Source organism: Nocardia sp. NPDC003963 (genome assembly GCF_053605105.1).
Genome location: NZ_JBSGIP010000066.1, coordinates 1 through 22,734, shown reverse-complemented (window position 1 = coordinate 22,734; position 22,734 = coordinate 1). Strand labels below are relative to the sequence as shown.

General features: G+C 63.0%; 13 protein-coding genes and 5 pseudogenes. 12 read left to right on the top strand and 6 right to left on the bottom strand.

What is annotated here, in order from left to right:
• The 6 genes and pseudogenes from ACWEWT_RS36420 to ACWEWT_RS36395 all read left to right on the top strand — a co-directional run.
• Positions 1-190 (top strand): hypothetical protein (locus ACWEWT_RS36420; protein ID WP_452565452.1); only part of this gene is annotated, 190 nt, incomplete at its 5' end.
• A 515-nt stretch (positions 191-705) separates the two neighbouring features.
• Positions 706-2,463, top strand: coding sequence for a hypothetical protein (locus tag ACWEWT_RS36415; RefSeq protein WP_452565451.1), 1,758 nt, complete (start codon positions 706-708; stop codon positions 2,461-2,463).
• A 254-nt stretch (positions 2,464-2,717) separates the two neighbouring features.
• A pseudogene (locus tag ACWEWT_RS36410) lies at positions 2,718-3,049 on the top strand (IS21 family transposase); the annotation flags it as partial.
• Positions 3,036-4,042 (top strand): annotated as a pseudogene (locus ACWEWT_RS36405) (IS3 family transposase); the annotation flags it as partial. The pseudogenes ACWEWT_RS36410 and ACWEWT_RS36405, both read left to right, overlap by 14 nt.
• 104 nt (positions 4,043-4,146) lie before the next feature.
• A complete protein-coding gene (locus ACWEWT_RS36400) occupies positions 4,147-5,283 on the top strand; it encodes a PASTA domain-containing protein (protein ID WP_452565450.1) in 1,137 nt (378 codons plus the stop codon).
• A 157-nt stretch (positions 5,284-5,440) separates the two neighbouring features.
• On the top strand, positions 5,441-7,360 hold the full coding sequence (locus ACWEWT_RS36395) for a restriction endonuclease (protein ID WP_452565449.1): 1,920 nt from the start codon (positions 5,441-5,443) through the stop codon (positions 7,358-7,360).
• 77 nt (positions 7,361-7,437) lie between these two features.
• Here the strand turns inward: ACWEWT_RS36395 and ACWEWT_RS36390 are convergent.
• Positions 7,438-7,584, bottom strand: a pseudogene (locus ACWEWT_RS36390) (transposase); the annotation flags it as partial.
• A 357-nt stretch (positions 7,585-7,941) separates the two neighbouring features.
• Between ACWEWT_RS36390 and ACWEWT_RS36385 the strand changes: the two are divergent.
• The 3 genes from ACWEWT_RS36385 to ACWEWT_RS36375 all read left to right on the top strand — a co-directional run bounded on the left by ACWEWT_RS36385 (position 7,942) and on the right by ACWEWT_RS36375 (position 12,762).
• A complete protein-coding gene (locus tag ACWEWT_RS36385) occupies positions 7,942-9,843 on the top strand; it encodes an ATP-dependent nuclease (RefSeq protein ID WP_452565448.1) in 1,902 nt (633 codons plus the stop codon).
• Positions 9,840-11,633, top strand: coding sequence for a UvrD-helicase domain-containing protein (locus ACWEWT_RS36380; protein ID WP_452565447.1), 1,794 nt, complete (start codon positions 9,840-9,842; stop codon positions 11,631-11,633). Before ACWEWT_RS36385 ends, ACWEWT_RS36380 begins: the two co-directional genes overlap by 4 nt.
• Before the next feature lie 961 nt (positions 11,634-12,594).
• Positions 12,595-12,762, top strand: coding sequence for a hypothetical protein (locus tag ACWEWT_RS36375; protein WP_452565446.1), 168 nt, complete (start codon positions 12,595-12,597; stop codon positions 12,760-12,762).
• A gap of 570 nt (positions 12,763-13,332) precedes the next feature.
• Here the strand turns inward: ACWEWT_RS36375 and ACWEWT_RS36370 are convergent.
• The gene (locus tag ACWEWT_RS36370) at positions 13,333-15,207 is read right to left on the bottom strand and encodes a hypothetical protein (RefSeq protein ID WP_452565445.1); all 1,875 of its coding nucleotides are present in this window, start codon (positions 15,205-15,207) and stop codon (positions 13,333-13,335) included.
• 130 nt (positions 15,208-15,337) lie between these two features.
• Between ACWEWT_RS36370 and ACWEWT_RS36365 the strand changes: the two genes are divergently transcribed.
• Both ACWEWT_RS36365 and ACWEWT_RS36360 read left to right on the top strand, forming a co-directional pair.
• Entirely contained in the window at positions 15,338-15,862 is a 525-nt protein-coding gene (locus ACWEWT_RS36365) for a MarR family winged helix-turn-helix transcriptional regulator (RefSeq protein WP_452565444.1), read from the top strand.
• A pseudogene (locus ACWEWT_RS36360) lies at positions 15,859-16,601 on the top strand (SDR family NAD(P)-dependent oxidoreductase). Before ACWEWT_RS36365 ends, ACWEWT_RS36360 begins: the two are co-directional and overlap by 4 nt.
• Positions 16,602-16,824: 223 nt before the next feature.
• Here the strand turns inward: ACWEWT_RS36360 and ACWEWT_RS36355 are convergent.
• The 3 genes from ACWEWT_RS36355 to ACWEWT_RS36345 form a co-directional block, all read right to left on the bottom strand.
• Entirely contained in the window at positions 16,825-20,124 is a 3,300-nt protein-coding gene (locus ACWEWT_RS36355; protein WP_452565443.1) for a protein kinase domain-containing protein, read from the bottom strand.
• A 110-nt stretch (positions 20,125-20,234) separates the two neighbouring features.
• Positions 20,235-20,849 (bottom strand): CocE/NonD family hydrolase C-terminal non-catalytic domain-containing protein, encoded by a 615-nt coding sequence (locus ACWEWT_RS36350; RefSeq protein ID WP_452565442.1) that lies wholly within the window; start codon positions 20,847-20,849, stop codon positions 20,235-20,237.
• The gene (locus ACWEWT_RS36345; RefSeq protein ID WP_452565441.1) at positions 20,846-21,616 is read right to left on the bottom strand and encodes a CocE/NonD family hydrolase; all 771 of its coding nucleotides are present in this window, start codon (positions 21,614-21,616) and stop codon (positions 20,846-20,848) included. Before ACWEWT_RS36345 ends, ACWEWT_RS36350 begins: the two co-directional genes overlap by 4 nt.
• Positions 21,617-21,768: 152 nt before the next feature.
• On the opposite strand from ACWEWT_RS36345, the gene ACWEWT_RS36340 reads away from it, so the two are divergent.
• Positions 21,769-22,422, top strand: a complete 654-nt coding sequence (locus ACWEWT_RS36340; RefSeq protein ID WP_452565440.1) for a TetR/AcrR family transcriptional regulator — start codon at positions 21,769-21,771, stop codon at positions 22,420-22,422.
• Positions 22,423-22,494: 72 nt separating this feature from the next.
• Here the strand turns inward: ACWEWT_RS36340 and ACWEWT_RS36335 are convergent.
• A pseudogene (locus ACWEWT_RS36335) lies at positions 22,495-22,734 on the bottom strand (dihydrolipoyl dehydrogenase); the annotation flags it as partial.

Here is a 22,734-nt window from a genome sequence, read left to right as displayed (position 1 = left end):
CTCAGGAGTCAAACCACCCGGCCCGCTGCGGCACGCTACGGGGAGCTACCCCGACCACGAAACCGCTACCGGAGATATAAGTCGGAACCTCAATCTCTACGCCGACGAGGTCAAGGTGTTCTGGCAGGCGCTTCTGCGTCGGTCCGATATCGAGCACACCTTCCGCATGCTCAAACAAACCCTCGGCTGAAACGTCCCCGAACTCCGCGACCCCGCCACCGCAGACCGATGGACCTGGCTGCTCACCGCTTACACGCAACTGCGCCTTGCTCGTGAACTCACCGTCGATATCCGGCGACCCTGGAAGAAACCTTCAGCCCCGCAACGGCTTACACCCACACGTGTCCGTCCAGGGTTTTGGCACCTCCGCCGGGAAGCGGCCTGTCCGGCCAGAGCACCAAAACCCTCCCGACCCGGACCGGGGCGACCGGCCGTGCACCGCAACAAGCGGCCAGCGCCACGCTAGGACATGCACATCAAGACCGCCAGCGACAAGAAACTTCCCAAACAGCCGAGCCGCGACCCCGCAGAAAGTCCACAAAACAGCAGCTCAGAGGTTAAAACCCAAGCTAAGCCAATACTCGAGTCCGCCTTGCGACTCATACCCGCAGCCTCAGGTACCTTTCCTCACGCCCCACATTTGACTACCGTTCCTGCAGTCCACTTCTCACGAGCAAGCACGTTAGCCCGACCAGGAGGCAAACCGTGGCCGACTCAACTTCGGTCGACAATGTGCTCGATGCTCTCGGCCTCGATGCATCGATGGATGACACGGAACTCGACGCGGCCCTGCGGCAAGCGTTTGGTGTCCCACCGGGCCAAGACCTTCGACAGGCATTATCCTCCGAGGAGCCCGCCACCATACTTACCGCGGCGGCAGCAGCAGCTGCGCCGGTCGCGGCCATGGTTAGAGATGTGTTCGCCGCGCTCGGCAGAATTGCCCACACGCAGGCCGTAGCCAACCTGACAGCGACCTTTACCGACAATCATCTGAATAGTTTGAACCTCGATCCCAAGCAGTACGCGGCATATGAGCGCACAGTCATCGAGGAGACGCTCACTTCAGTCTTCGACCGCGCCCGGCTGCCGGCACGCACACCATTGGCCCACGGTCACGACGCGCACTGGCCACCGGCTTGCTTCACACGCGAGCCCGGCACAGCTCCGCCGACAGCGTGCACCGGGTGCGACGGGCAGCCAGCTCTCCGATTCGCGCGCCTGGAGCGGGCTCTCCAAAGTGCGTTGGAAGCCGAAACCTCGACACCGCCTCTTTTGGACCGCGCGCACCGCGACGTCGACTGGTTTCTCGACAGGCTTCCGTCGGTCCTACCTGAACTGTGCCAGCGCGGGTGGGTGGGTGACGGTTGTAGCTACGAAAGCCGTTTCAAAGCAGAGTATCTCGATAAAGGGGTGGTCGACCTTGAGGCAGCGTTCCGCACTGTCAACGCACCTCAACTCCGCAGATTCTTCGACCTACCCTATTGGACTCAACGCTGGCAAATCTATGAGATCTGGATCCTGTTTATGGTCTTGGATAGCTACGATATCGAGCAGTGGTCGCCAAAGACAACCGGACGGGTTTGGGACATCAAGGCTGGTTCGACTAACCCTGAAGCGATATCGGTCTGCGATCTTAAGCAGGGACGCCAGCTACGCTGCTACTACCAGTACCAATCGACACCCCCAGCCTCGTTGATCGCAGGCGCTGAAGACCGTCCCGAGATCCTGGTCACTATCGCCGATGACGCCAATAGTTCTGCAGCACCTGGCGCATCGACAGAACAGATCATCCTCGCTGTTGAGGCCAAGGCGAGATCGAATTACAAAATCCAGGACATGAAGGGTGCCACGCTCTCACTGCTTGAATGGGAACCGCGATGCGCTCTCGGCGCTTCCTTTTACTCCCTGAAAGCCGGAATCGACACACTCGAAACTCAGGTCATCGGTAGCACAGAAGCAGCATTAGCCCAGCACCTGCAGCCAGGCTCGCACTCGATATCGCTCACCACCGCCTGGCTCAAGAAATGCTGGTCGGACCACATCATCGGTCGCATCGGGATCGTCGCAGTGGATATCAGCGCCAGCATGACACCTGGTGCCGCATTCCAATACATCCTAACGATGACCAACAGCGAACTCTTCCCCGACTCGACAGACAGCCGCGGTCCAAACAGGATTTATCTGACCACGTTTGGCGAGGAACACCCGACCCTGGTGTGCCTCCCAGCGCTGACTCGGGACGCAATCGATAGCGCCGGGCTCAGCTTGGCACCGGCAACACCCCGTGAGAATCTGTCTGTCGCCGTCGAAGTTTGGCTTCGATATATAAAGACGTTGCCGAGATTTGCGGACCGTGTAGACGTCCATCTGATATCAGACAGACAACCATTCCGCTCGGTCGACAGGGACGCACTCAATCACCTGCGCGACTGCGAGATCCGTGTCCACACTCACATCGTTTGACATCTGAGCCAGCTGTACGTGCTGACCAGCCCCAATCAAGCGACCCGAGGCGAGATGGGGCTGCTGTCGAGAGAGGTGACGTCATCTTCCTCCCACATGCGGGCATTTAGGAGTTTGTAACGAACATCTCAACCTGGCCAGCAGGGCGACCTCCTCGCGGCGCAGACCCGGCACCCGCCGGATCCGGCTGTCGATCGGCATACCGGCGCGAGTGGGATCTATCTGGGCGAGGGTGCGGCGCAGGAAATCAGCCAGCGGTGCCGAAGGTTCTGGTCTGGGACGGCGAGGGGGCGAACGGCCGCTGGCGGGCTGGTTGCAGCGAACTCACGGCCGAATGTCAGGCATTCCGAGGGAACCCTGGGTGCGCGAGTGATCGTGTGCAGCCCCGCCGATCCGGAAGCCAATAGCATGATCGAACGGGCCCGTGGCTATCTGGAACGGTCTTTCCTGCCCGGCCGGTCGTTCAACTGTCCAGCCGATTTCAACACCAGTTCGACGACTGGCTGGAGCTGGTGAACCGCAGGCCACGTCTGGTGCTGGCTGCGCAACGACCGATCGGATCACCGCCAAGCGAGGCCGGCGACTGCCCCGCGTCGCGGGGCAGCTGCGCGGTCATGCGACAGGTGTCACCATCCATGCAGCAGCCCCAAGTGTTACGCCGGGCGGCAGCATATCTGTCCCGGGCCAATCTCCCGGGAAAAGGCTCTACCCGCTCGTGAGCGAGCTCGCCGCAGACGGGATCCCCGTCGCGGTCACCTGCCGGGTACTCAATCTTGCTCGCCAACCCTATTACCGCTGGCTGGCCGCGCCGGTCACCATCTCCGAGGTCACCGAAGCCTATCGCGCGAACGCCCTGTTCGACGCCCACCACGACGACCCAGAGTTCGGTTACCGGTTCCTCGCCGACGAAGCCGCCGAATCCGGTGAACTGATGGCCGGGCGCACCGCATGGCGGATCTGCTCGGCCAATCGCTGGTGGAGTGCGTTCGGTAAATGCCGGCGCGGCAAGAACGGGCGTCCGGGCCCGCCGGTGCACGACGACCTCGTGAAACGCGACTTCACAGCACGAGCACGAAACCAATTGTGGCTCAGCGATATCACCGAACATCACACCGGTGAAGGCAAGCTTTACCTCTGCGCGGTCAAGGACGTATTCTCCGGCCGGATCGTGGGCTACTCGATCGACTCGCGCATGAAGTCGAGGATCGCGGTCGCAGCCTTGAACAACGCGGTAGCCCGCCGCTGTGAGGTGGACGGCTGCATTCTGCATACCGACCGCGGTTCTCAATTTCGTTCCAGGCGTTTCGTTCACGCTTTGAACCGGCACCGGATGGCCGGGTCGATGGGCCGAGTCGGTGCGGCCGGGGACAACGCGGCCATGGAGAGCTTCTTCAGCTTGCTGCAACGCAATGGTCTGGACCGGCAGCGATGGGACACCCGCGAGCAGTTGCGGATCGCGATCGTGACGTGGATCGAACGCACCTACCACCGCCGTCGGCGCCAAACCCGGCTCGGCCGGTTGACCCCGGTCGAATACGAAGCGATCATGACCCCAGCAGCAGCCGATCAGGCTGCCTAACCATTGACACCTGATCGTGCAGCAGCCCCCTCGCCGAAGGGGTGAACTCACTGTGCAGTCGGCAAGCGGCTATCGAAGAGGCAGCGAGTGCGTATGGTTTCCCGATGACGATCTCGGGCGTGCGGCGGCTGCGCGTTCTCGCGCGCGTCATGCCGACCTGGAAGTTTCTGTGTGCGATCGGGTTCTTCTGCTTCGCTGTCCTCGGAGCACTCGCGCTACCGTTCACCGGAATCGGCTTCCCGGCTACCATCACCTACACCGGACTGGCCCTGATCCCCGTGCTGTACCTTCTCGCGGTTGACCGCAAACACAGCCGGGCCACCGAGCAACCTCACCTTGGACGTAACCCAATCCCGCTGGGCATCCTCATCGCGATCACTCTGACGTTCGGAGGAGCGTTCCTGGGCGACCAACGCGAGCCCAGCCGTGACCCCGGCACAGTCATGCCCAACCTTGTGGGAATGGAACTGTCCCACGCCAAAGACCTGCTGCGCGACCTGGAACTCGACACCGCCACCCACGACGACACCGGCGAACAACGATACGTCTGGGTCGACAGCAACTGGACCGTCACCAGCCAGACCCCCTCCGCAGGAACAACGTTGGCAGACCTCGACAAGGCCGTACTCGGGGTCATCAAGACTGGCGAGACACTCCGTGCCGGCGCAGCTGTCACCACCGACCTGCCCACAGTCGCGCCCACGACGACACCGCCAACCTTTTCGACTACGCCGACATCGACCGCGGCGACCGAGCAATCCCTGCCAACCCCGCCCCACAATGCATGCCTGTTGATCGATCCGGATGCGCTGACCGCCGCGCACATGTCAGACGAACTCGAACAACCACTCACCGACCACGCGACACCGAACAGCAACGCAACTTATGCCTGCGGCAACGACCTCAGTGAAGTCGCCATCGAAATAACCCTTCACCCCAACGAACAAGACGCGGCGGCCTCCGCCGAATACGCCACCCGGCCTGAAATCCTCACCGACCCCTACACACCCTTTACCCATGCCACCCGCATCCCCCTACGCACCGGTGCCAAGGTCATCGCCACCAACACGGGAGTCTCGCGCATCAGCTGGTCACACGGCCTCTACTCCATCCTACTCGAGATCAACTCCGACCCCGTCGTCCCCGGGCTCACACCGCGCCACCCAGACCCCACCATCGACCGCCTCGCCGAGGCCATCATCGACCGCACCGACCAAGCACTCACCCACAACACCTGGTGAGGTTCCGTGCTCTCAGTCTCGGGCGCGTGCATACGCCGCCCACCGACCAGAGCCCGATGAGGCGCAGCGGTGGTGGGCCGGACCGCGCGGCACTGGTCTTCTCCGACCGCAGCCAGATGCTTCTTGCGCCCATGTCGGGCCGGTCCGCAGCTTCAAGTTGGAAACCCGGGCACCGGAGCTGCCCATCGTTGCCGACGTGCGCCGGCCTGTCGGTACCTGCCCGTACAGTCCGGCGGAAGCGCTGGAGCCCTCCGCTGCTGGCGCGCAATCAGCGATCGTCGTCTGCAGAGAAGAGGTGCCGGTGCCGCGGGTGGAATGGAGTTTGCGATCGGGCGAGGACGTCGAGGCTGTGGTCGCGATGCTGCTGTGTCGGCAGAACCCGGAGACGTTACGGTTGCGCCCCGGCCAAGGCGATGGCGGTATCGACCTGTTCCTTGCCGGTCCCGATGGCGCCGGGGCCGAGCGCGCCGTCTATCAGGTCAAGAAGTTCGCCCAGAAACTCACTAGTAGCCAGAAACGCCACATCAGACGATCGTTCGATCGCGTCCTGCAGACCAGCGCCGACGAGGGCTGGAAGATCACCGCCTGGTATTTGGTGTGCCCGCTGCTGCCGACTCCCAGCGACTTCGCCTGGTTCCAGACAATGACCTCCGAGGCAGGATTCAACTGCCACTGGCACGGACTGGATCATCTCAACAACCTCGCCAGCCGCTTCCCCGACGTCATCGACTACTACCTCCACGATGGCCGCGACCGGCTGGCGGCAGCGCTGGAGCCACTTGCGGCGATCATTGCCCGCCGCGACCGTCTCGACCCTGGTCAGCCTTTGACCGTGATCGACCTGCAGACCGATCTCGCGGCCATCCACAAGGCCATCAACGCCCACGACCCGCACTACCGGTACAGCATTGAGATGAGCCACCTACCGCCGGACGAACCCCCAGCGGCTGCCCCCGGCCTGGTCGTGATCAGCGCGATGATGGTCGAGTCGTCGTGGCTGATTATCAAGATCTTCGCCCGCGCACGCGAGAGCCTCAACGAACGGCCGATCCCGATCGAGCTGCGATTCAACGTCCCTGAAGACCGGCTCGACCTCCGCGACCGGTTGACCCGGTTCATCGACTACGGCGCACCACTGGAACTGCCCGCGGGCACCGTCGACGCGACCTTCGACCTACCCGGCGGGTTCGGCGGCACCTACCAAGGGGGCAGCGTCCGGATCGGCGGGGTGACGACGATGCAGGGATCCGGAAGCGACATCGCCGACGACGGGGAGATCCGGGTAGGAGTACTCGCCGGGGAGGACGATGTGCTCGCCGAGGTCCTCTTCACCCGGCGGGAGCTGACCGACGGCGCTGCCGGGCGACGCACCGTCTGGCGCGACCCCTCCGACACCGTCACCCTCGAACTGCTGCAGCAGGGCACACGACTGGTGTCGATCGACATGAAAGACAACTTCCAGGTCAACGGCCGCCGTCCGGGCGACCTCGCCGCAACGCTCCAGCTCTGTGCCTGCATGCACGCCCCTCACCAGCTCTACCTGGCGCCTGGTTACGGGCCGCGGACCATCACACCGATCGCAGCCATCAAAGGCGAACCGGACCGCGAAATCACCGCAATGGCCCGCACCGCGAACGCCCTGAACATCGTCCAACCCCACCTCCCCCACCGGCTGCTCATGCCAGCAGGCCTCACCGCCGACCAAGCACGACGCCTCGACTGGGCCGCCCGACTGCTCGAAGGCCAGCCGATCCGGGGGACATGGCCCACGAGCGAGATCACGGTCAACCTCCACGACGGCGAACCAGGTCTGAGCCCCGACCAGTCCTACCACTTCTGCCTGATCCGCGACCTCGACGTAGAACTCGGCGACCGCAGCGTCCACGCCTGCCAATACGCAGGCGTTCTCGACGGGGTCGTCGAAGCCATCGACGACCACCAAGTTCGCATCCGCCTGCTCGACACCCGCACCACCATCTTCCGATTCACCGGCGACAACATCACCGACGGCACCGTCCTGAGCCGAGCACTCAACCACCCCGCGCACGCGCAGTCCACGCCCGAGGAAGCCGCGTAGAGCGCGCCCCCCACGTTCTCCTCGCTGGGACTATCTCGGTAACGGCTCTGGCCCACTTTCGGTGGTGGGTCCTGGTTTCAGGCCAGGAGGATGCGGTGGCGGAGTAGCCGGAATCCGGCGCGGCCACACATTTGTCGTTTGATCAGCTTCGTTTTTGTATTCACGCCCTCGACCGGGCCGTTGCTGTAAGGCAGGCAGAGTCCGGCCAGGACTGCATGATGGTCGCACACCACCGGGAGTCCGGGCTCGGACTACCAGCCGCGAGCCCGCCACACCAAAATCCTCGACCACAAGTGGAGACAAACCCGAAAATATCTCGCCGACAAGGATACTCACCTCGTCCACCGAGCTATCGTGCCGCCGTAACCTCACCGGCATCACCCAAGGCGGGCCAGAGCCCCTACTGAGATAGACCCGGGTTCCCCGGGTGGTGCGATGCGTTCAGTACCCGGGGCAGACCGCGTTGCGCGCAGAGCACGTAACAACCGCCGTCGAAAGTTCGATGCTTCAGCAATTGACATGGTCGAGGCGGAATCTGAGCACTGGCTGAGTCACCGTCGTGTGGGTGGGAAGGAATGTGGGTGAGGCTGGCCTGGATAGAGGCATGCAACTTCCGCTCGTTGCGGAGCGTACAGGTGCCAGTGCGCGAGCATTTGACCGTCGTGATCGGTGAGAACAACGGCGGCAAGTCCAATCTCTTGGACGCGGTGCGGCTGGTGACAGAGCCGCTGGACGGACGCCGCGACCGCTATTGGGACGTCGATGATATAGCTCGCGTGCCTGGTGCGGGTTCGGCTGAGCTGACGGCCACATTCGAGTTGTCTTCTCGCGAGCAACTGAGTATCTACAGCCAAGCTGTGCTCGACGATATGGCGTCAGTCCGGTACCGGGTTACCTTCACCCCGCCTGAGGGGTCGGCGACTCGTGGCAGACTGACGTGGCTGGCTGGCGAGAGCCGATCCAGTGATCGTGACCCTGAGCCTGAGGCCCGCGGCCGCTTGAGACATGTGTATCTCCCGCCGCTGCGGGACGCACAGCGGGAACTGAATTCTGGCTCGGGCAACCGTCTTCGGATCGTCCTCAACTATCTGCTGTCCGAAAGCGGGATGAGCGAGGTCGAATTCGTCGATGCCGTGAAGTGCAACCTGGACAGCCTCCGATCCACCCCGAGTGCAGGGAAGATCCTTGACGGGGTCGAGCGAGCTGTACGTACTCCACTCGCCGACATTTCTGCTGGCGCAAGTCCTCAGATGGCGGATGTTTCCTTTACCGATCCGGATTTGCTGTCGATTGCTCGGTCCCTTCGGATACGAATGAACGACCGGGGGCTGGATCCGCGAGACATCAAGAGTTCCGGTTTGGGTTACGCCAACCTCTTGTTTATTGCGACCGTTATCGCAGAACTTCGAGCTGCCCGTGACCACGATCTAACGGTCTTCCTGGTCGAAGAGCCCGAGGCACATCTCCATCCACAGTTGCAGAGTCTGCTCATCGAGTATCTGTCCGATGCCGCCAAAGCATCTGCCAAGGAACCTGCGACTCCTGACTTCGCTGGCAGGATTCAGGTTGTCGTGACGACGCACTCCCCGCTCATCGCTACGGCGGCCGAGGTGGAGGACCTTGTAATTCTTAAACGTCATCGCCTCGTGCCAGCCGACGAAGGCAACAGGAGCGATCCGACCGAGGATGCACGTAACGCGGTGGGCCAAACCGCAAGCCTGTACGAGACCAAGGCTATTGCACTGGGCGAACTCGATCTAGATGGCGGCCATGCAAAGTTGAAGCGCTACTTGGACGCCACACGCAGCGCGATGCTCTTCGGCCCTCGCGTCATCCTCGTCGAAGGCATCGCGGAATCCTTGCTCCTGCCAGTATTCGCGCGCAGAGTACTCACACAACCTGACCCAACGCCATTGTTCCGTCCGGCGAAGGTAGCTAGCGATGATCCCGCTGGCAGGGCTCGCGCGAGTTGGGCGAGGTTCGTCGGCACGAGCATCGTCGCCATCGACGGTGTCGACTTCGCACCTTATATACGGGTCCTCCTCACACGTTCAGGGGGAGGCCGCATCGCAGAGCGAGTCGCGGTGATTACCGATGAGGATCCCAAGCTCCAATATGATCGACGAGCAGACCTTATGGAATTAGCAAGAGATCTCGGTGCCGCCGACCTGCTAGAGGTGTTCGTCGCCCACCCAACCCTGGAACCTGAACTGTTGGGCGCCGGGTCGGCCAATCTGTCCGTGGTGGAGGCTGCATTCAATAAGCAGAAGCCGGTAGCCGGACCTCGAGCATGGCAGGAGATGAGGTCTGCTGACGACCACGCCCAGCTCCTCAGACAATTCCAGAAGGCGTTCGAGGACAAAGAACTCCGCAAAGGCGACTTCGCACAGGACATCGCTGACCTGAGCGCGGCAGAGCCGAACTTCGTCGTGCCCGAGTACCTCAGCTCCGCCATCCGCTGGATCGCAGAGGCGCAGCCATGACAGACGCCGACTCGATCACCACAGCTATCGAGCGCCAACAACAAGCGGTCCAACACCCTGGACCGCTCTATGTACAGGCATGCCCCGGTGCCGGAAAAACCAGAGTCATCGTCGATCGCCATCTGGCCGGCACGAGTGGCGCACGCGCTGTTCTGTCTTTCACGAATGTCGCCTGCGACGAGATCGCTCGTCGGTGCCGCGAGTCCGGCAAGCCTGAACTTGCATCATTCCCCAACTACATCGGCACCATCGACACCTTCCTCTGGCGGTACTTCGTCCGCCCGTTCCTCACACCAGATCGACTCTGGCACCGTATCGACTCATGGGACCGTATCAACGCAAGTACCCAGGTCGGCTACGGTACGAAAGCACACACAGTGATGCTGAGCGATTTCCAGTGGAGCCGGGAGCCCGGTGCGCAGCAATGCACCGCTCGGCTACAGCCAAAGAAGAGAAACCTCAAAACCTATAGAGCACTATCCATGCAGGAGCTCCTCGACAGCGCAGCGTCGGCTGCAGTCGCAAAGAGGGATGAGTTGGCCAAAAGCGGCTACATCACCGGCCACGAGATCCGCATTCGCGCACTCAGAACTCTCAACGAGCGTCAGGGAGACGCTGTCGCAATGATCGCCGGACGATTCTGCGAGGTCGTCGTCGACGAAGCTCAAGACTGCTCGGCATACGACCTCGCCATCCTGAGCCACTTGCGCGATGCCGGAATAAATCTGGTCGTTGTGTGCGACCCCGACCAGGCCATATACGAGTTCCGCGGTGCACTTCCCGATCGCATCCGTGCCTTCGCCGGAACATTGGGAAGCCAGATCGACTTAGCTGGAAACTGGCGGAGCAGTCCCGCTGTCTGTGGACTCGCGGCCACCCTGCGACCCGCCATCACCGCACGACCCCATGACGATCCCGTGGGCCCCCACAAGAACGAACAAGCCGCGATCCTGCTGATCCATACCGACGGTTCAAAACCAGACGACGCCCTCACAGTTTTCAACGACCACGCCGACAGAGTTGGAATTCCTGCTCAGAGACGCCTCGTGCTCGCACACTCTGCCGCAAGCCTTCCCACCGTTTCCCGAGTGTCAACTCCACAACCCCCTACCAACTACTCCGCTCGCATCGCCTGGGCGGCGGCGATCGCAAAGTCCAGCCACAACAACAGGACGCTCCGAGAAACGGCTTACGATATTCTCCAACAGGCCCTCCTCCGGTACTGGTACACCGACCCGGAGACCGACAACCGCTCCGTCGCCGCCATCTGCGACATCCTCAACCTGGACTCATGGCGACTCCGTCAGCAAGCAGGAAGGCTAGCCACGTCGGTCCCAGAACTGGATCAAGGCACATTCGCAGCTTGGTGCAAAGCGACCAACACCCAACTGAAGCTTCTGCCCCCGTATCCCGGCGCCAGCCGACTGAGCCTAAGCGGGAGTCTACGCGCAACCTCCTCACTCCAAGACAAGACTCCGCATGACGCTGGCGGTGCTCCAGTACTCAACTCCACATCACCCACCCGAAAAAGCGTTGTCCACCAGGTCAAAGGCGAAGAGGAAGACGGCGTACTCGTCATCGTGCCCGCTGACGCCCGTACCAGCAGTCTGGTCGATGCCTGGATGAAGGGAACCCATCCACCCGATGTAGCTGAAAGCCTGCGGGTGCTCTACGTAGCAACCACACGGGCACGCCGCCTGCTCGCAATCGCCCTACCCGACGGAGCGCAGGGCCGCGTCGCGGCCCTTCTCAAGGAGAAAGGTGTACCTTTCGATGTCGCATTTACCTAACTTAGATCACCGGCACCCCCCAACGACCGCGCCTCCCGGATCAAGAACCGGCACGCGGCGACCACCTCATCGCGCTTCCACAACGGTGGCCATCCGTAGGCGTCCCGGACATCCTGCACCAGATACGAGTTCTGCATGTCTACAACGAGCAACGCCAGCGACCCCACACTCGCCCCTCAGAACATTGACATCGTTTCGATCCCGAGACGATTCGATCCGATCGACCAGTAGGGACGACCGATCCGAGTCTTGGTCTCGGAATACCGAGGAAGGTCGGCCGACAGCTCGGGCGCGAATGCTCGTGGCGGCAAAGGGGCTTCGGGCCTCCTGGGCCAGCGGGACAGATCGATTGCGAAGGAGTATATCGAGCCCGCCTCCTCCAAGCAGCATCTTCGATGCGTTTCCGGCCCATTTCCGGCGACATAGCTTCGACTCCGACGCCGAAGCGCGGTCCCATACCCGCGCTGAGCGGTCCGGCACCTCCTCCAGCGATGGTCGCGGCGGTATGGGCGCCGGTGCCAAGACACGGTTGCTGACGCAGAAATGCCACAGAAATGGTGTCCGAGGAGAGCGCTAACACCTACACAAAGCTTTGACCTGCGGATATATCGAAACTGATGTATAGAATCTGCCTATAATCGCAGTTCAGTGGTCGAAAAAGTGTCCAGAGGGGGTATCGACCACTACGCCCACGCACTCACCAGGCAACACGTGCTACAAATAGAATAACGGGTGGACACTCGTCGCGAACCGCGCATTAAGAAGTCCTCTCCACAGCATGCCTTCCTATGCCGAGAGGCATCTCGGAGCCCTGAGCCGCGCCAGCCTTTACCGCTAATCGCCGGAAAACCAGCCTGTGTTGCGGCCAGGATCCTCGCCGGGGTCGGCTCCCGTCCTTGTCGACGTTGAAGAGTCCTTGTTGACGTTGAGATTCTCGCCGGAGCGCGAGCTCCGGCGAGGGATGCCGATCGACCACCTGGGCAGTCTGTTCGACCCGGTCGAGGTTTTCGCCGGAGCTCGCGTTCCGGCGCTGGCCTCACCCGACGCGTACATCGTGGTCGTCTCGACAGCGTTGAGATTCTCTCCGGAGAGTGCCTCCCGCTGCGAGGCACAGCGGCAGACCCCTTAGATACCCGGCCACCCCGTTGATATTTCTGCCAGAACCGCGTTTTCACCCGCTGGCCTGCGGCGGAGTACGGGATCCGAGCGAAGCTAGATGTTGAGATATCTCACACGCGCACAACAACGCGGATGGGGTCTGCTCTACCTGATCGACTAGGACGGGCCGGCGATTCGTCGTACAGTCACCTCCATCTCCACACAGGCCCTGAACCCATATATCGCATCCGAGCGACGTGGGCGGGCCGTGAGACTGCTCGCACCCCTGGAAGGCGTCGGCGCGACCGAACGCGCTGCGCAGCCCAGGGCCAGTCCTCACGAGATCTCCCTGCACTCAGCGAGAGTGAGATGCTGGCTCCGCGCGTTCAGGGGATATCTTCGGACTCCTCCGGTCGGGCCAGGAACCAGCACACGTGTTGAAGCGGAGTCCCGAATGACCGCACCATCGAACTGGTTCTGTTCGCGAACCTCGACCCCGCCCGAGGAACAACGGAATACGTGGTCGCGAATTTCGTCATCACCACCGGGGTTGCGGTAGCAGCGTCGGATTCCGTCGGGCCGGCTATCGTGTGCGAAGCTTTCAGGTGCCGTTGATGGGCTGGGTATAGCTGTGCCCATCCAGCGTGGTGGTCATGGTGCCGGTTGCTTCGAAATCATTACGGATAGTGCCAGGGTGCAGGGTGAATCCTTCGGGTTCGCTGGTCCGTTTGGTGCCGTTGTAGATACCGGAAACGGTCAGGTCGCTGTGCCAGGTGATCGGCTCGAAACCGATCCGGCCGGCCCGGTGTACGCGTTCGGCGCCATCGACCACGATGCCGGGGTGATCGCTGTACCCGGTGTAGGTCACTGCGATTTCGGTGATGAACGTCCGGTCCGCGTTTTCGCTGACCACAACCCGAGCGCTCCCCTGCTCGGCACCCCGCATCGTGTAGGTGCCCGCTGGCAGATGCGGTCGCGGCGGAAGAGGGTCACCGGGCCGGTACTCCACGCCCCATACCGCCTCGGGCGCCGGCGCCACGGGCTGCGGCGAGACAGGCGTAGCGTCGTCGAACCGGGCGAGCATCACGCGGCTACGCCGTCCGCCCGGTTCGCTGGATTCCGGGCACACCGTGGGATCGGCGCCACCGCAGTCGGGTACGGTGGCCAGGTTCTCCGTCCACACCACCCCGGTGCTGTCCGATAGCCAGGCCGGGTCGGCGGCGGCATTCCAGTTGGGATCACCACCGGCGTTGACCTGCTGGCTCTTCCCGGTGTCGAGATCGACGAGGTAGGGGGTGAAGTAGCGGCGTTTGCCGCTGTTGCGGATACCGGAAACGTGCCCGGTGGTGGGCATCTGTTCGACAATCGGCGGAATACCCGGAATGCCGGCGATGAAGTCGACTCTTCCGGAGCCGATGACCTGCTCTGCGAGCAAGGATTTACCGTCGGGCGAGGCGGCCATGGGATCGGTGTAGCCGGCGAATGGTGTGAGTACCCGTGACTGCCCGGTGCGATTGTCGGTGGACCAGGCATCGATACTGCCGGATTGGTGATGCTGGATGCCCAGGGCGGCCGTACCATCGTGGTTCCAGCCGCGGAACTCCCCGATCATCCCGGCGGGGTTGAACCGTAACTCCTCCCCGTCCACAACATATGGCTGATATCTCGGGTCGGGGTTGTGCAACGCCCGCACGTCGGTGACCGTATAGCGTCCGCGGGCGGGATCGAAGACCAGCTCGCCCATGAATGGGATCTGCTCGTACCGATTATCGCTCTGGACCATATAGCTGAAACCGAGATGTTTATCGTCGGGGTTCAAGCGCGGCTCTCGCAGCGTCCCGGGTTGTCCCGTGTCTGCGTCCCAGACCAGGGGGTGGATCCGGATCCGGTCGGGCGTGCACTGCTCGTCGGCGAAACGGTAGTCACCACAGTCGATGATGTTGGTGCCCGCCAGGGCGCGTTTGCCGTCACGGAACCCATTGATCGGATAGGTCAGCGCGACAGAATTGCTGTAGTCGGTGGACGGGTCATTCGGTCGCGGCGGGGCGGGATGACCGCAGGTCAGGCATTTGTAGCCGTCCCCGCCAGGGAAACCGGTGCCGTCGGTTTTCACCAGTAGGACCTGCGGGCCGCTGAAATCCGCTCCTGGACCCTCGGCGGGGGCCCCGGCGAAGTTCACACCGACGAGTATGTGATCGCTATCGGGCCAATAGGTGCCGATCGAGCCGAATCCGCCCCACCCGGGGTCTACACATCCGGTGTGCCGGGGGTTGACGTCGGCGGTGCACGCACCGGGCTCCGTCGACGGCGCGGTAGGTGGCACCGGCAACTGCGCCAGTGTCACCTTCTCCTCCGATCGGGCCGATGGGTCGACCACGAGCTTGCCGCCGGAATCGCTGATCACCTTGTGCAACGGCCCGGGATCGGGCTCCCCGGTCGAGCATCCGGCGACCAGTACGGTCGCTACCACGGCCATCGGCCCGATCGATCGAAACCCTTCCGCGAATCCGGGAATCAGGGCTCGCCGGGGTTCCTTTGTCCACGCTTTCACCAATCAATCTATATCAGATGCATCGGTACCGATGGAATATTGTAGGGTGAAGCACATGGACGGTAGGCAGTTGAACAGGCTCGGGCGCCGGTTGGTCGAGCTGGCTCGTCACGCGAGCACCTATCCCGGCGACCGAATCCCCTCCGCAGGTGAAACCGCCGTACTGGGGGAAGTCGTGGAGCACCCCGGCTGTTCGATCCGCCAACTCTGCGAACGCACCGGGTTCGTCCAGAGCCACGTCTCCACACTCGTGGCCGGGCTCGTCGACCGGGGACTGCTGCGCACCGAGACCGATCCCACCGACCGCCGCCGCACCCTGATCTATCCCGATACACCTCTCACCCGCGGCGTCGAGCGACGGCGGCGCTCCATCGACGCCACCCTCACCGCCACGCTCGGCGACACCGACACCGCACGAGAAGCCGTCGATCTCCTCGACCGGCTCGCCGCCCTGCTGCTCACCGAGCACGATCCGGCGGCGCAGGCACCGACCCGGACATCCCGGAGCACACCGGAGGGACCGTTCCAGGCCGAGGACCGGTCACTCAGTGCTGAGCCACATCGAAAGACCGCACGATGACCACCGAACACCGCGTCACTGTGATCACCGGCGCCGGATCCGGTATCGGCAGGGCAATGGCCCGCGTCTTCGCCCGGTCCGGCCACTACGTCGTGGTAGCCGATATCGACCAGGCCGCTGCAGCAGAAACTGTCGCCGAGCTCGGCACCGGGGCTCTCGCCGTTCAGACCGACATCGGCGATCCCGACGCAGTACACCATCTGGTCGAGCGCACTCTGGACGCATATGGCCGAATCGACGTGCTGTGCAACAACGCCGGCGTCATGGACCGCATGGCCTTGCCCGCCGACACCTCGCTCGATCAGTGGCGGCGAGTCATCGACATCAACCTCACCGGCACTTTTCTGCTCACCAAAGCCGTCCTGCCACACATGCTCGGCCGCGCAACCGGTGCTATCGTCAACACCGCCTCCGAAGCCGCCATCCGCGGCGGCGCCGCCGGAATCGCCTATACCGCGTCCAAACACGGAGTCATCGGCCTCACCCGCAGCGTCGCCTGGGCCCACGCCGGTGACGGCATCCGCTGCAACGCTATACCCCCGGCCCCACAATGACCGGTATCGCACCCGACTTCGATCCCGAAGGCATGGCTCGGCTACGCCCCGTCATCGAACTCAACCAGCAGCGCCTCGCCCAACCCGACCAAATGGCCTCAGTCGCCGCCTTCCTCGCCTCCGACGCCGCATCCTTCGTCAACGGCGCGATCGTCCCGGTCGACGCCGGGTGGTCCGCCGGGTAACCGGCCCGCCATGAACCGCCAGAAATATCAGTGGCCGGCAGAGCCCACAGAAGAGCACCAGACCCCGTGTCGAGACAGCGCTGGACTGCTTCCAAACTTTCGGGCTCCAACCTCACCAACCTGTCACGAGCTGGTTTTGACCTGCCAAGTATCAACGTCGTGTTCGCCGATGAGCGATGGTGCACCACAATCGTGCTGCGACTGGCTTGGAACCCCGGGCCCTTCAGCCGCTCGGGGGCCGACTCTGCTCGGCGACCCATGCCGCAATCTGCGCGCGCGAGGTGAATCCGAGCTTCGTCAGAATGTGCTCGACGTGTCCCTGTGCGGTTCGCTGGGAGATGACCAAGCGGTTGGCTATGGCCTTGTTTGTCAGGCCCTCGGCAACCAGCTGGGCGACTTCGTCTTCACGCTTGGTCAGTCCGGACGAGGGTCCTGGGCCCGAGGCTTGCGGCTGCTCTCCCAAGGCGAAATCGGCCGCGGCATCGAGATCCATGGAGCCACCTTCCCGGCAGGCCGACTCGAATGATCGTCGGCCCAGCGCACGCAGGGCTACCCGCTCACAGTCCTCATGGTGGACAGCCAGCTTCGGAAGTAGCGCCGTCGAGCTCCCAGTGGCCCGGGATAGCGCCTTCGCCGCGCCCATGTAGACGGCGGCTTTTCGCGCTTCCCCCTCGGCGCCGACGATCCAGGCCAGAGTCTCCAGGACCGTACCCGCCATGAGTGGGTCATTCAGCTGCCTGGCCGAACGCAGTGCCTGCCGTAGTAGCTGCGACGGACGTTCCCGATCACCCTGATGCCAGGCGGCAACCGCTGTCGCCCACAATGCTGTGGCCCGGTTGACCTCGTCCTGCTTGGATTCGACGATCGCGAGAGCCTTCTCGTGATGTGCAAGGGCTCCTGCACTGTCCTCCTGCAATTCGTGCATCCAGCCGAGCGACAGAAGTACAGAAACCTGCCCGTAGACATCATCCTGCGCATCGAACCTCTCGAGGGCGGCAGCCAGAGGCGCCTGTGCAGTCTGCAGGTCACTGCTGAAGACCGCATGGATGCCCTGAGCGAATTCTGCGTAAGCCTGCGCCACCTCGTCATCGGTCCGGTCAGCCAGAGTCCGCGCCTCGAGAACCAGCGCGGCCGCCGTCGTTGGGTCACCCTGGATGTCCGCCGCCATACTCGCCCCCTGCAATGCTTTGATCCGGACCGGCGTGGCATTCATAGAACTGGTGGCCAGAGCACGCTCGAGCCAATAGCGAGCTTCATCCATTTGGCCATGACCGAGCCAGAACAGCCGCAACGCCACAGCGAACGACAACGCGGCGTCGGAATTCTCCTCGACACCGGTCAGGCAGAAGTCCAGCGCCTCCCGCAAGTTGGGTCCTTCACGGTCGAGGCGGGCGATCCAGTCGAGTTGAGTAGGGCCGATCCAATGTGCCGCAGCGTCCTCTGCCAACTGCTGGTACCAGTCATAATGCCGCCGCTGTTGGTCCGTGTATTCTCCTGCTTCATAGAGCTTTTCGCGACCGTAGTCGCTCACCGTCTCGAGCAACCGGAATCGCACCACCGAATTCGACTCCTCGCGAATGAGGATGGATTTGTCCACCAGTGCCGTAAGTAGATCGAGCAGATCCTCTGCGGTGCCGTCACACCTGCACACTTTTTCGGCAGCGTCGAGCTCGAAACTGCCGGCAAACACCGACGTCCGCGCCCAGGCTGCTTGTTCGGCCGGACTGCACAGGGAATAACTCCAGTCGATGCACCATCTCACTGTCTGGTGGCGGCTCGGGACACCGCGGCTGCGACTGGCCAGGAGCGTGAAGCGATCGTTCAACCGCTGCAGGATCTGCTCGGGTGAGAGCACTCGCAGACGGGCCGCCGCCAATTCGATCAACAGAGGAAGTCCGTCGAGCCGACGGCAGATTTCGGCAATGGTCGTGACATTGTCGTCGGTGAGCACAAAATCGGCAACTGCGGCAGATGCTCGTTCGACGAACAGGGTGACCGCGTCGTACCGAGGTGCAGTCACCAGCGACGGCTGCCGATTCGGGTCGGGAACAAGCAGCGAAGAAACTCGCATCACCGTCTCCCCGGGCACATCCAAGGCCTCCCGGCTGGTGGCAAGGATTCGCAACTCTGGACAGGCCAGGATCAGCCGCTCGGCGATCCTTGCCGTGTCGTCCACGACATGCTCGCAATTATCGAGGACCAGCAGCATCTGTTGTGACCCGACGTATTCGACCAGCGCTTCGAGTGCCGGTCGGCCGCGGGCTCGGACACCTACCGTGGCCCCGATCACTGTCGGCAGGAGCGCGCCGTCGCGTAGTTCCCCGAGTTCTGCCAGCCACACCCCGGCAGGGAAGTCCCTTTGCGAAGCTGTCGCCAGGCGTAACGCCAGGCGCGTCTTTCCCACACCACCGACTCCGGTCAGGGTCACGAGCCGGGAACTCTCCAGCAGCCTCTTTGCCTCGGTCAGCTCCGTGCGGCGACCGACGAAGCTCGTCATCTCCAGAGGAAGTGTTCTCGTTCGCCCGACCGCAGATCTGATCGGCAACGGACGCTGTTTCCGCGACTTTCCGGGGGCCAACGGAACCAGGCCCACAGAAGAACCTTGATTCGACCGAGTACCGGCCTCGACCTGGAGTGCCATCTCATCCACCGACCACCCGCCCCCAGCTTGGACCTGCTGTAGTTGCTCGCCCAAGGTGACCGAGGTGGGCCGCTCCTCCGGATCACGCGTCATGGCATGTTCGATCGCCTGCACGAGATCCTCGGCAATGCCGTACGGGCGTAGGTCCGGTACCGGCTGTGTGGTGATTCGCAGGAATTGGGCCACTACCTGCTCGTTGCTGTGCCGCTCGAAGGCCGCATGTCCGGTCAGCGAGGCAAATAACGTTGCGCCGAGACCGTACACATCCCCTGCCGGGGAAGGCTCGTCTCCCGACAGCACTTCTGGTGCCGTGAAAGCCGGCGAACCCGCTACCGCGCCAGCAGCGGTGCGAAAACTATCGGCGAGACGCGCGATGCCGAAGTCTGTCAGCGTCGGCTCACCGTAGTCGGTGACCAGGATGTTGCCGGGTTTGACATCGCGATGCAGGATGCCGAGCCGGTGCGCGGTCGCGAGTGCCCCGGCGATCTTGATACCCACGCTCAGGGCCTCCTCGATCGACAGAGGACCGCGATTCCGGATCCGCGCATGAAGCGAGTCTTGCGGATAGTAGGGCATCACCAGATAGGGAAATCCGGACGCGGTAGTACCCACCTGCAGGACAGGAACGATGTTCGGATGTCCGGTCAGCTGGCCCATTGCTCGCTGCTCGCGGAAGAATCGCTGCTGATTCTCCTCGTCGACGCTGGCGGTGAGAACCTTGACGGCTACTGTCCGGGCCAACTCGGCCTGTATGCACCGGTACACCACACCGAACCCACCACGCCCGATCTCATGGGCGTCAGTGAATCCGGCTTCTGCCAGTTCTGCTGTGACGTCGGTAATGACTTGACGTTGAGTTTTGAACGAGTCGATTTCGCCCATATGCAGAGTCCTGCCCGAAAGTGCGCCTCAGACTATCACGCGATTGTTGGGCACAACGCGCCTGTACAGGTGTCCTTCAACCCGGGCCGGGCGGAACTATCTGTGCGTATTTATTTGTTCGAGGTGTCCGCGAACGGAAGGACGAGGTAGCTCGGAGCATCCGGGTCGAGTTGGACATGCTGAGGTCTCAGCGCGCTGGCAGCCATGGTGGCTCCGATCGGGAGTGCCCGGGGGAAGTTGAAGGCATAAATGTCGAGGCGGAGGCGATGACCTGGCTGAATGACGGCTTCGGTCGCCTGCAGGCCGATTTCAACGGTAGTTGGTTGGCCGGGGATCAGGAGGTCGCGATCGCTGAGGTCCAGGGGGTGATAGGGGTCCGCATAATTTCCATCTGGGGTCTGGGTACTTTGCGCGGGATCGACTGCACGAAGAGACGCGGTGAGCTGGCCAGTGGAGATAACAGTGGAGGTTCCGTCCGGGGCTACATCGTTGAGGGAAACGGACCAGAAGCCGTCGGGGGCATCCAGGACAGTGTTGAGGTGCAGATTCGTCGGGCCGGAGAGCATGACGGGCGAGGAGACCGGCGCGGTGGTGAAGGTGAGGGCATCGGCTTCGTTGAAACGGGAGTCGAGCTCACAGGCTGTGCCGAGGAGGGGAATGAGTCCCGCGGTACCTTCGATGGCTTGGCGCGAGCAGAAGTTGCGCGCCCCAGGAACAATAGTCATTTTCGTGAAGGCCGCTGGGGCGTCGGCATGCAAGCTACCATCGAATGCCGCGTGACCGGCGGTACCACTCGGCTGGCGTTGATCATGCCCAGCCACAACGGCATGAATCCCGAACCGATCGCGCCACCGGTGCCGACGATATCGCGGAACAGATCCGAACCCGGGACGATCGGCAGTATCGCCTTCAGCGCAGGGGCGCGATGTGCGGCGGCCTGAACAGCGGCGATGCCCAGGTAGGACGCACCGGTCATACCGACCGTTCCATCGGACCACGATTGCCGCGATGCCCAGTCGATCACCTCGACAGTGTCGTCCTGTTCACGCGGTCCGAGCACATCCCAAAGCCCATGCGAGGCACCCGTTCCACGCACATCCACCACCACCTCCACGTACCCCGACCGCACCAGTTCCGAGGTGACCCCCATCTGACCCGCAGCCGCGCCGGAACCGGCCACTGGGACGCTGGCCTGCTTGGTATAGGGGGTCATGACCACGACGACCGGCAGGGGCGCCTCCGTGGGGCTACCGTCCGAATCGGCTGGCCGGTGAATATCGGCACGCAGCACTGTTCCGTCACTCATGGTGATCGGCACGTCGCGTTCGCTGGAGACGGCGGAGTACACCGTGCTCTGCCAGGCATCGGCCCATGCAGGAACAACCGCGTTCTCCGGGGCAGCCTGCGCAATATGCGCGGGAGCCAGTGCGCAGACCATCGCCATCGATAGGGCACTGAACCCGAGTCTCCATCCATATGGCACGTCAGTCACCCAGGTCTTTCCATTGGAGCTCTCCACGCCGTGATTCGGGCGCGATCGAGACCAACAGTGCCATACGCTTTACTCATTAGTAAAGCGTATGCGACCGCATACCACCGCCCTGCAACCGAAGGTCGCGCTGTCCGCATGCGATTCTGGTAGCGATGCCTCCCACGAATCGCCGTCCGACCGACGATGAACTCCTCGACGCGGCTCGAGTAGTGTTCGCCGCGCATGGCTACCGCACCGCCAGCATGGACGCCATCGCTCAGCACGCGAATTCGACCAAACCCACGCTCTATGCACACTTCGGCTCCAAGCAGGAGCTCTTTCGCCGCCTGTTCGAGCGTGAGGCCGCGGCCATGAGCGCGGCGATGTTGCCCGTCTATGCGACCATGCCTGGTCGTGAGATGGCGGAGATGGTGTCCATCGCGTTCGGCGCGGGCACCAGCTACGTTCGAGCCAATCCAGAGAGCTCACGCGTGGTGAACGCGGTACTCAGTGGCGACGGTCCCGATCCGGCAATGGGCCACCGCGTACTCGACGAACTCATCGAATCCATAGCCGACGTAATCGACGACACCATCCGCCGGGACGGCCACGAACCAGGCGCTGTGGGCAGGCTGATAGCGAGCATGACCTGGGGCGCGGCCATGGAGGCCAACCGGGTCGCCGACAGTATCGACCTGCCCGAAGCCGACTTCGTGGACTGGCTCACGGCCTTCACACGCGGCGGCTTGGAAGCCACGCGAGCCCGAATCCGAACTGGCGCGCTACCTCTCAGGCCCGCGCCCGGCCAATCGACCACGCCGCGATAGCCCTCGGGTTTCGGGAAACGCTCCCGCCCGCCGAGCCACCGGCAAAACGGCATGACCTTCGATCGACCCCGATCAGAAGTTGATCATGTGTCCGGCCAGGCCGTGAATGGCCTCCTGCAGCGCCTCGCTGGCATCACCCAGACCGTGCGCCTTGCCGTTCGCGGTGAACGGGAAGGTCGCGACCTTCACGTCGTAACCCTCGTCGCGCGCCTGCTGCTCGGTGAGACCGAAGCTGGCGACCTGCGGCTGACAGAAGGTGGCGCGCGGCATCATCCGGTAGTCGCCCAGGGTCAGCGTCTCGGCGCCGCCGAT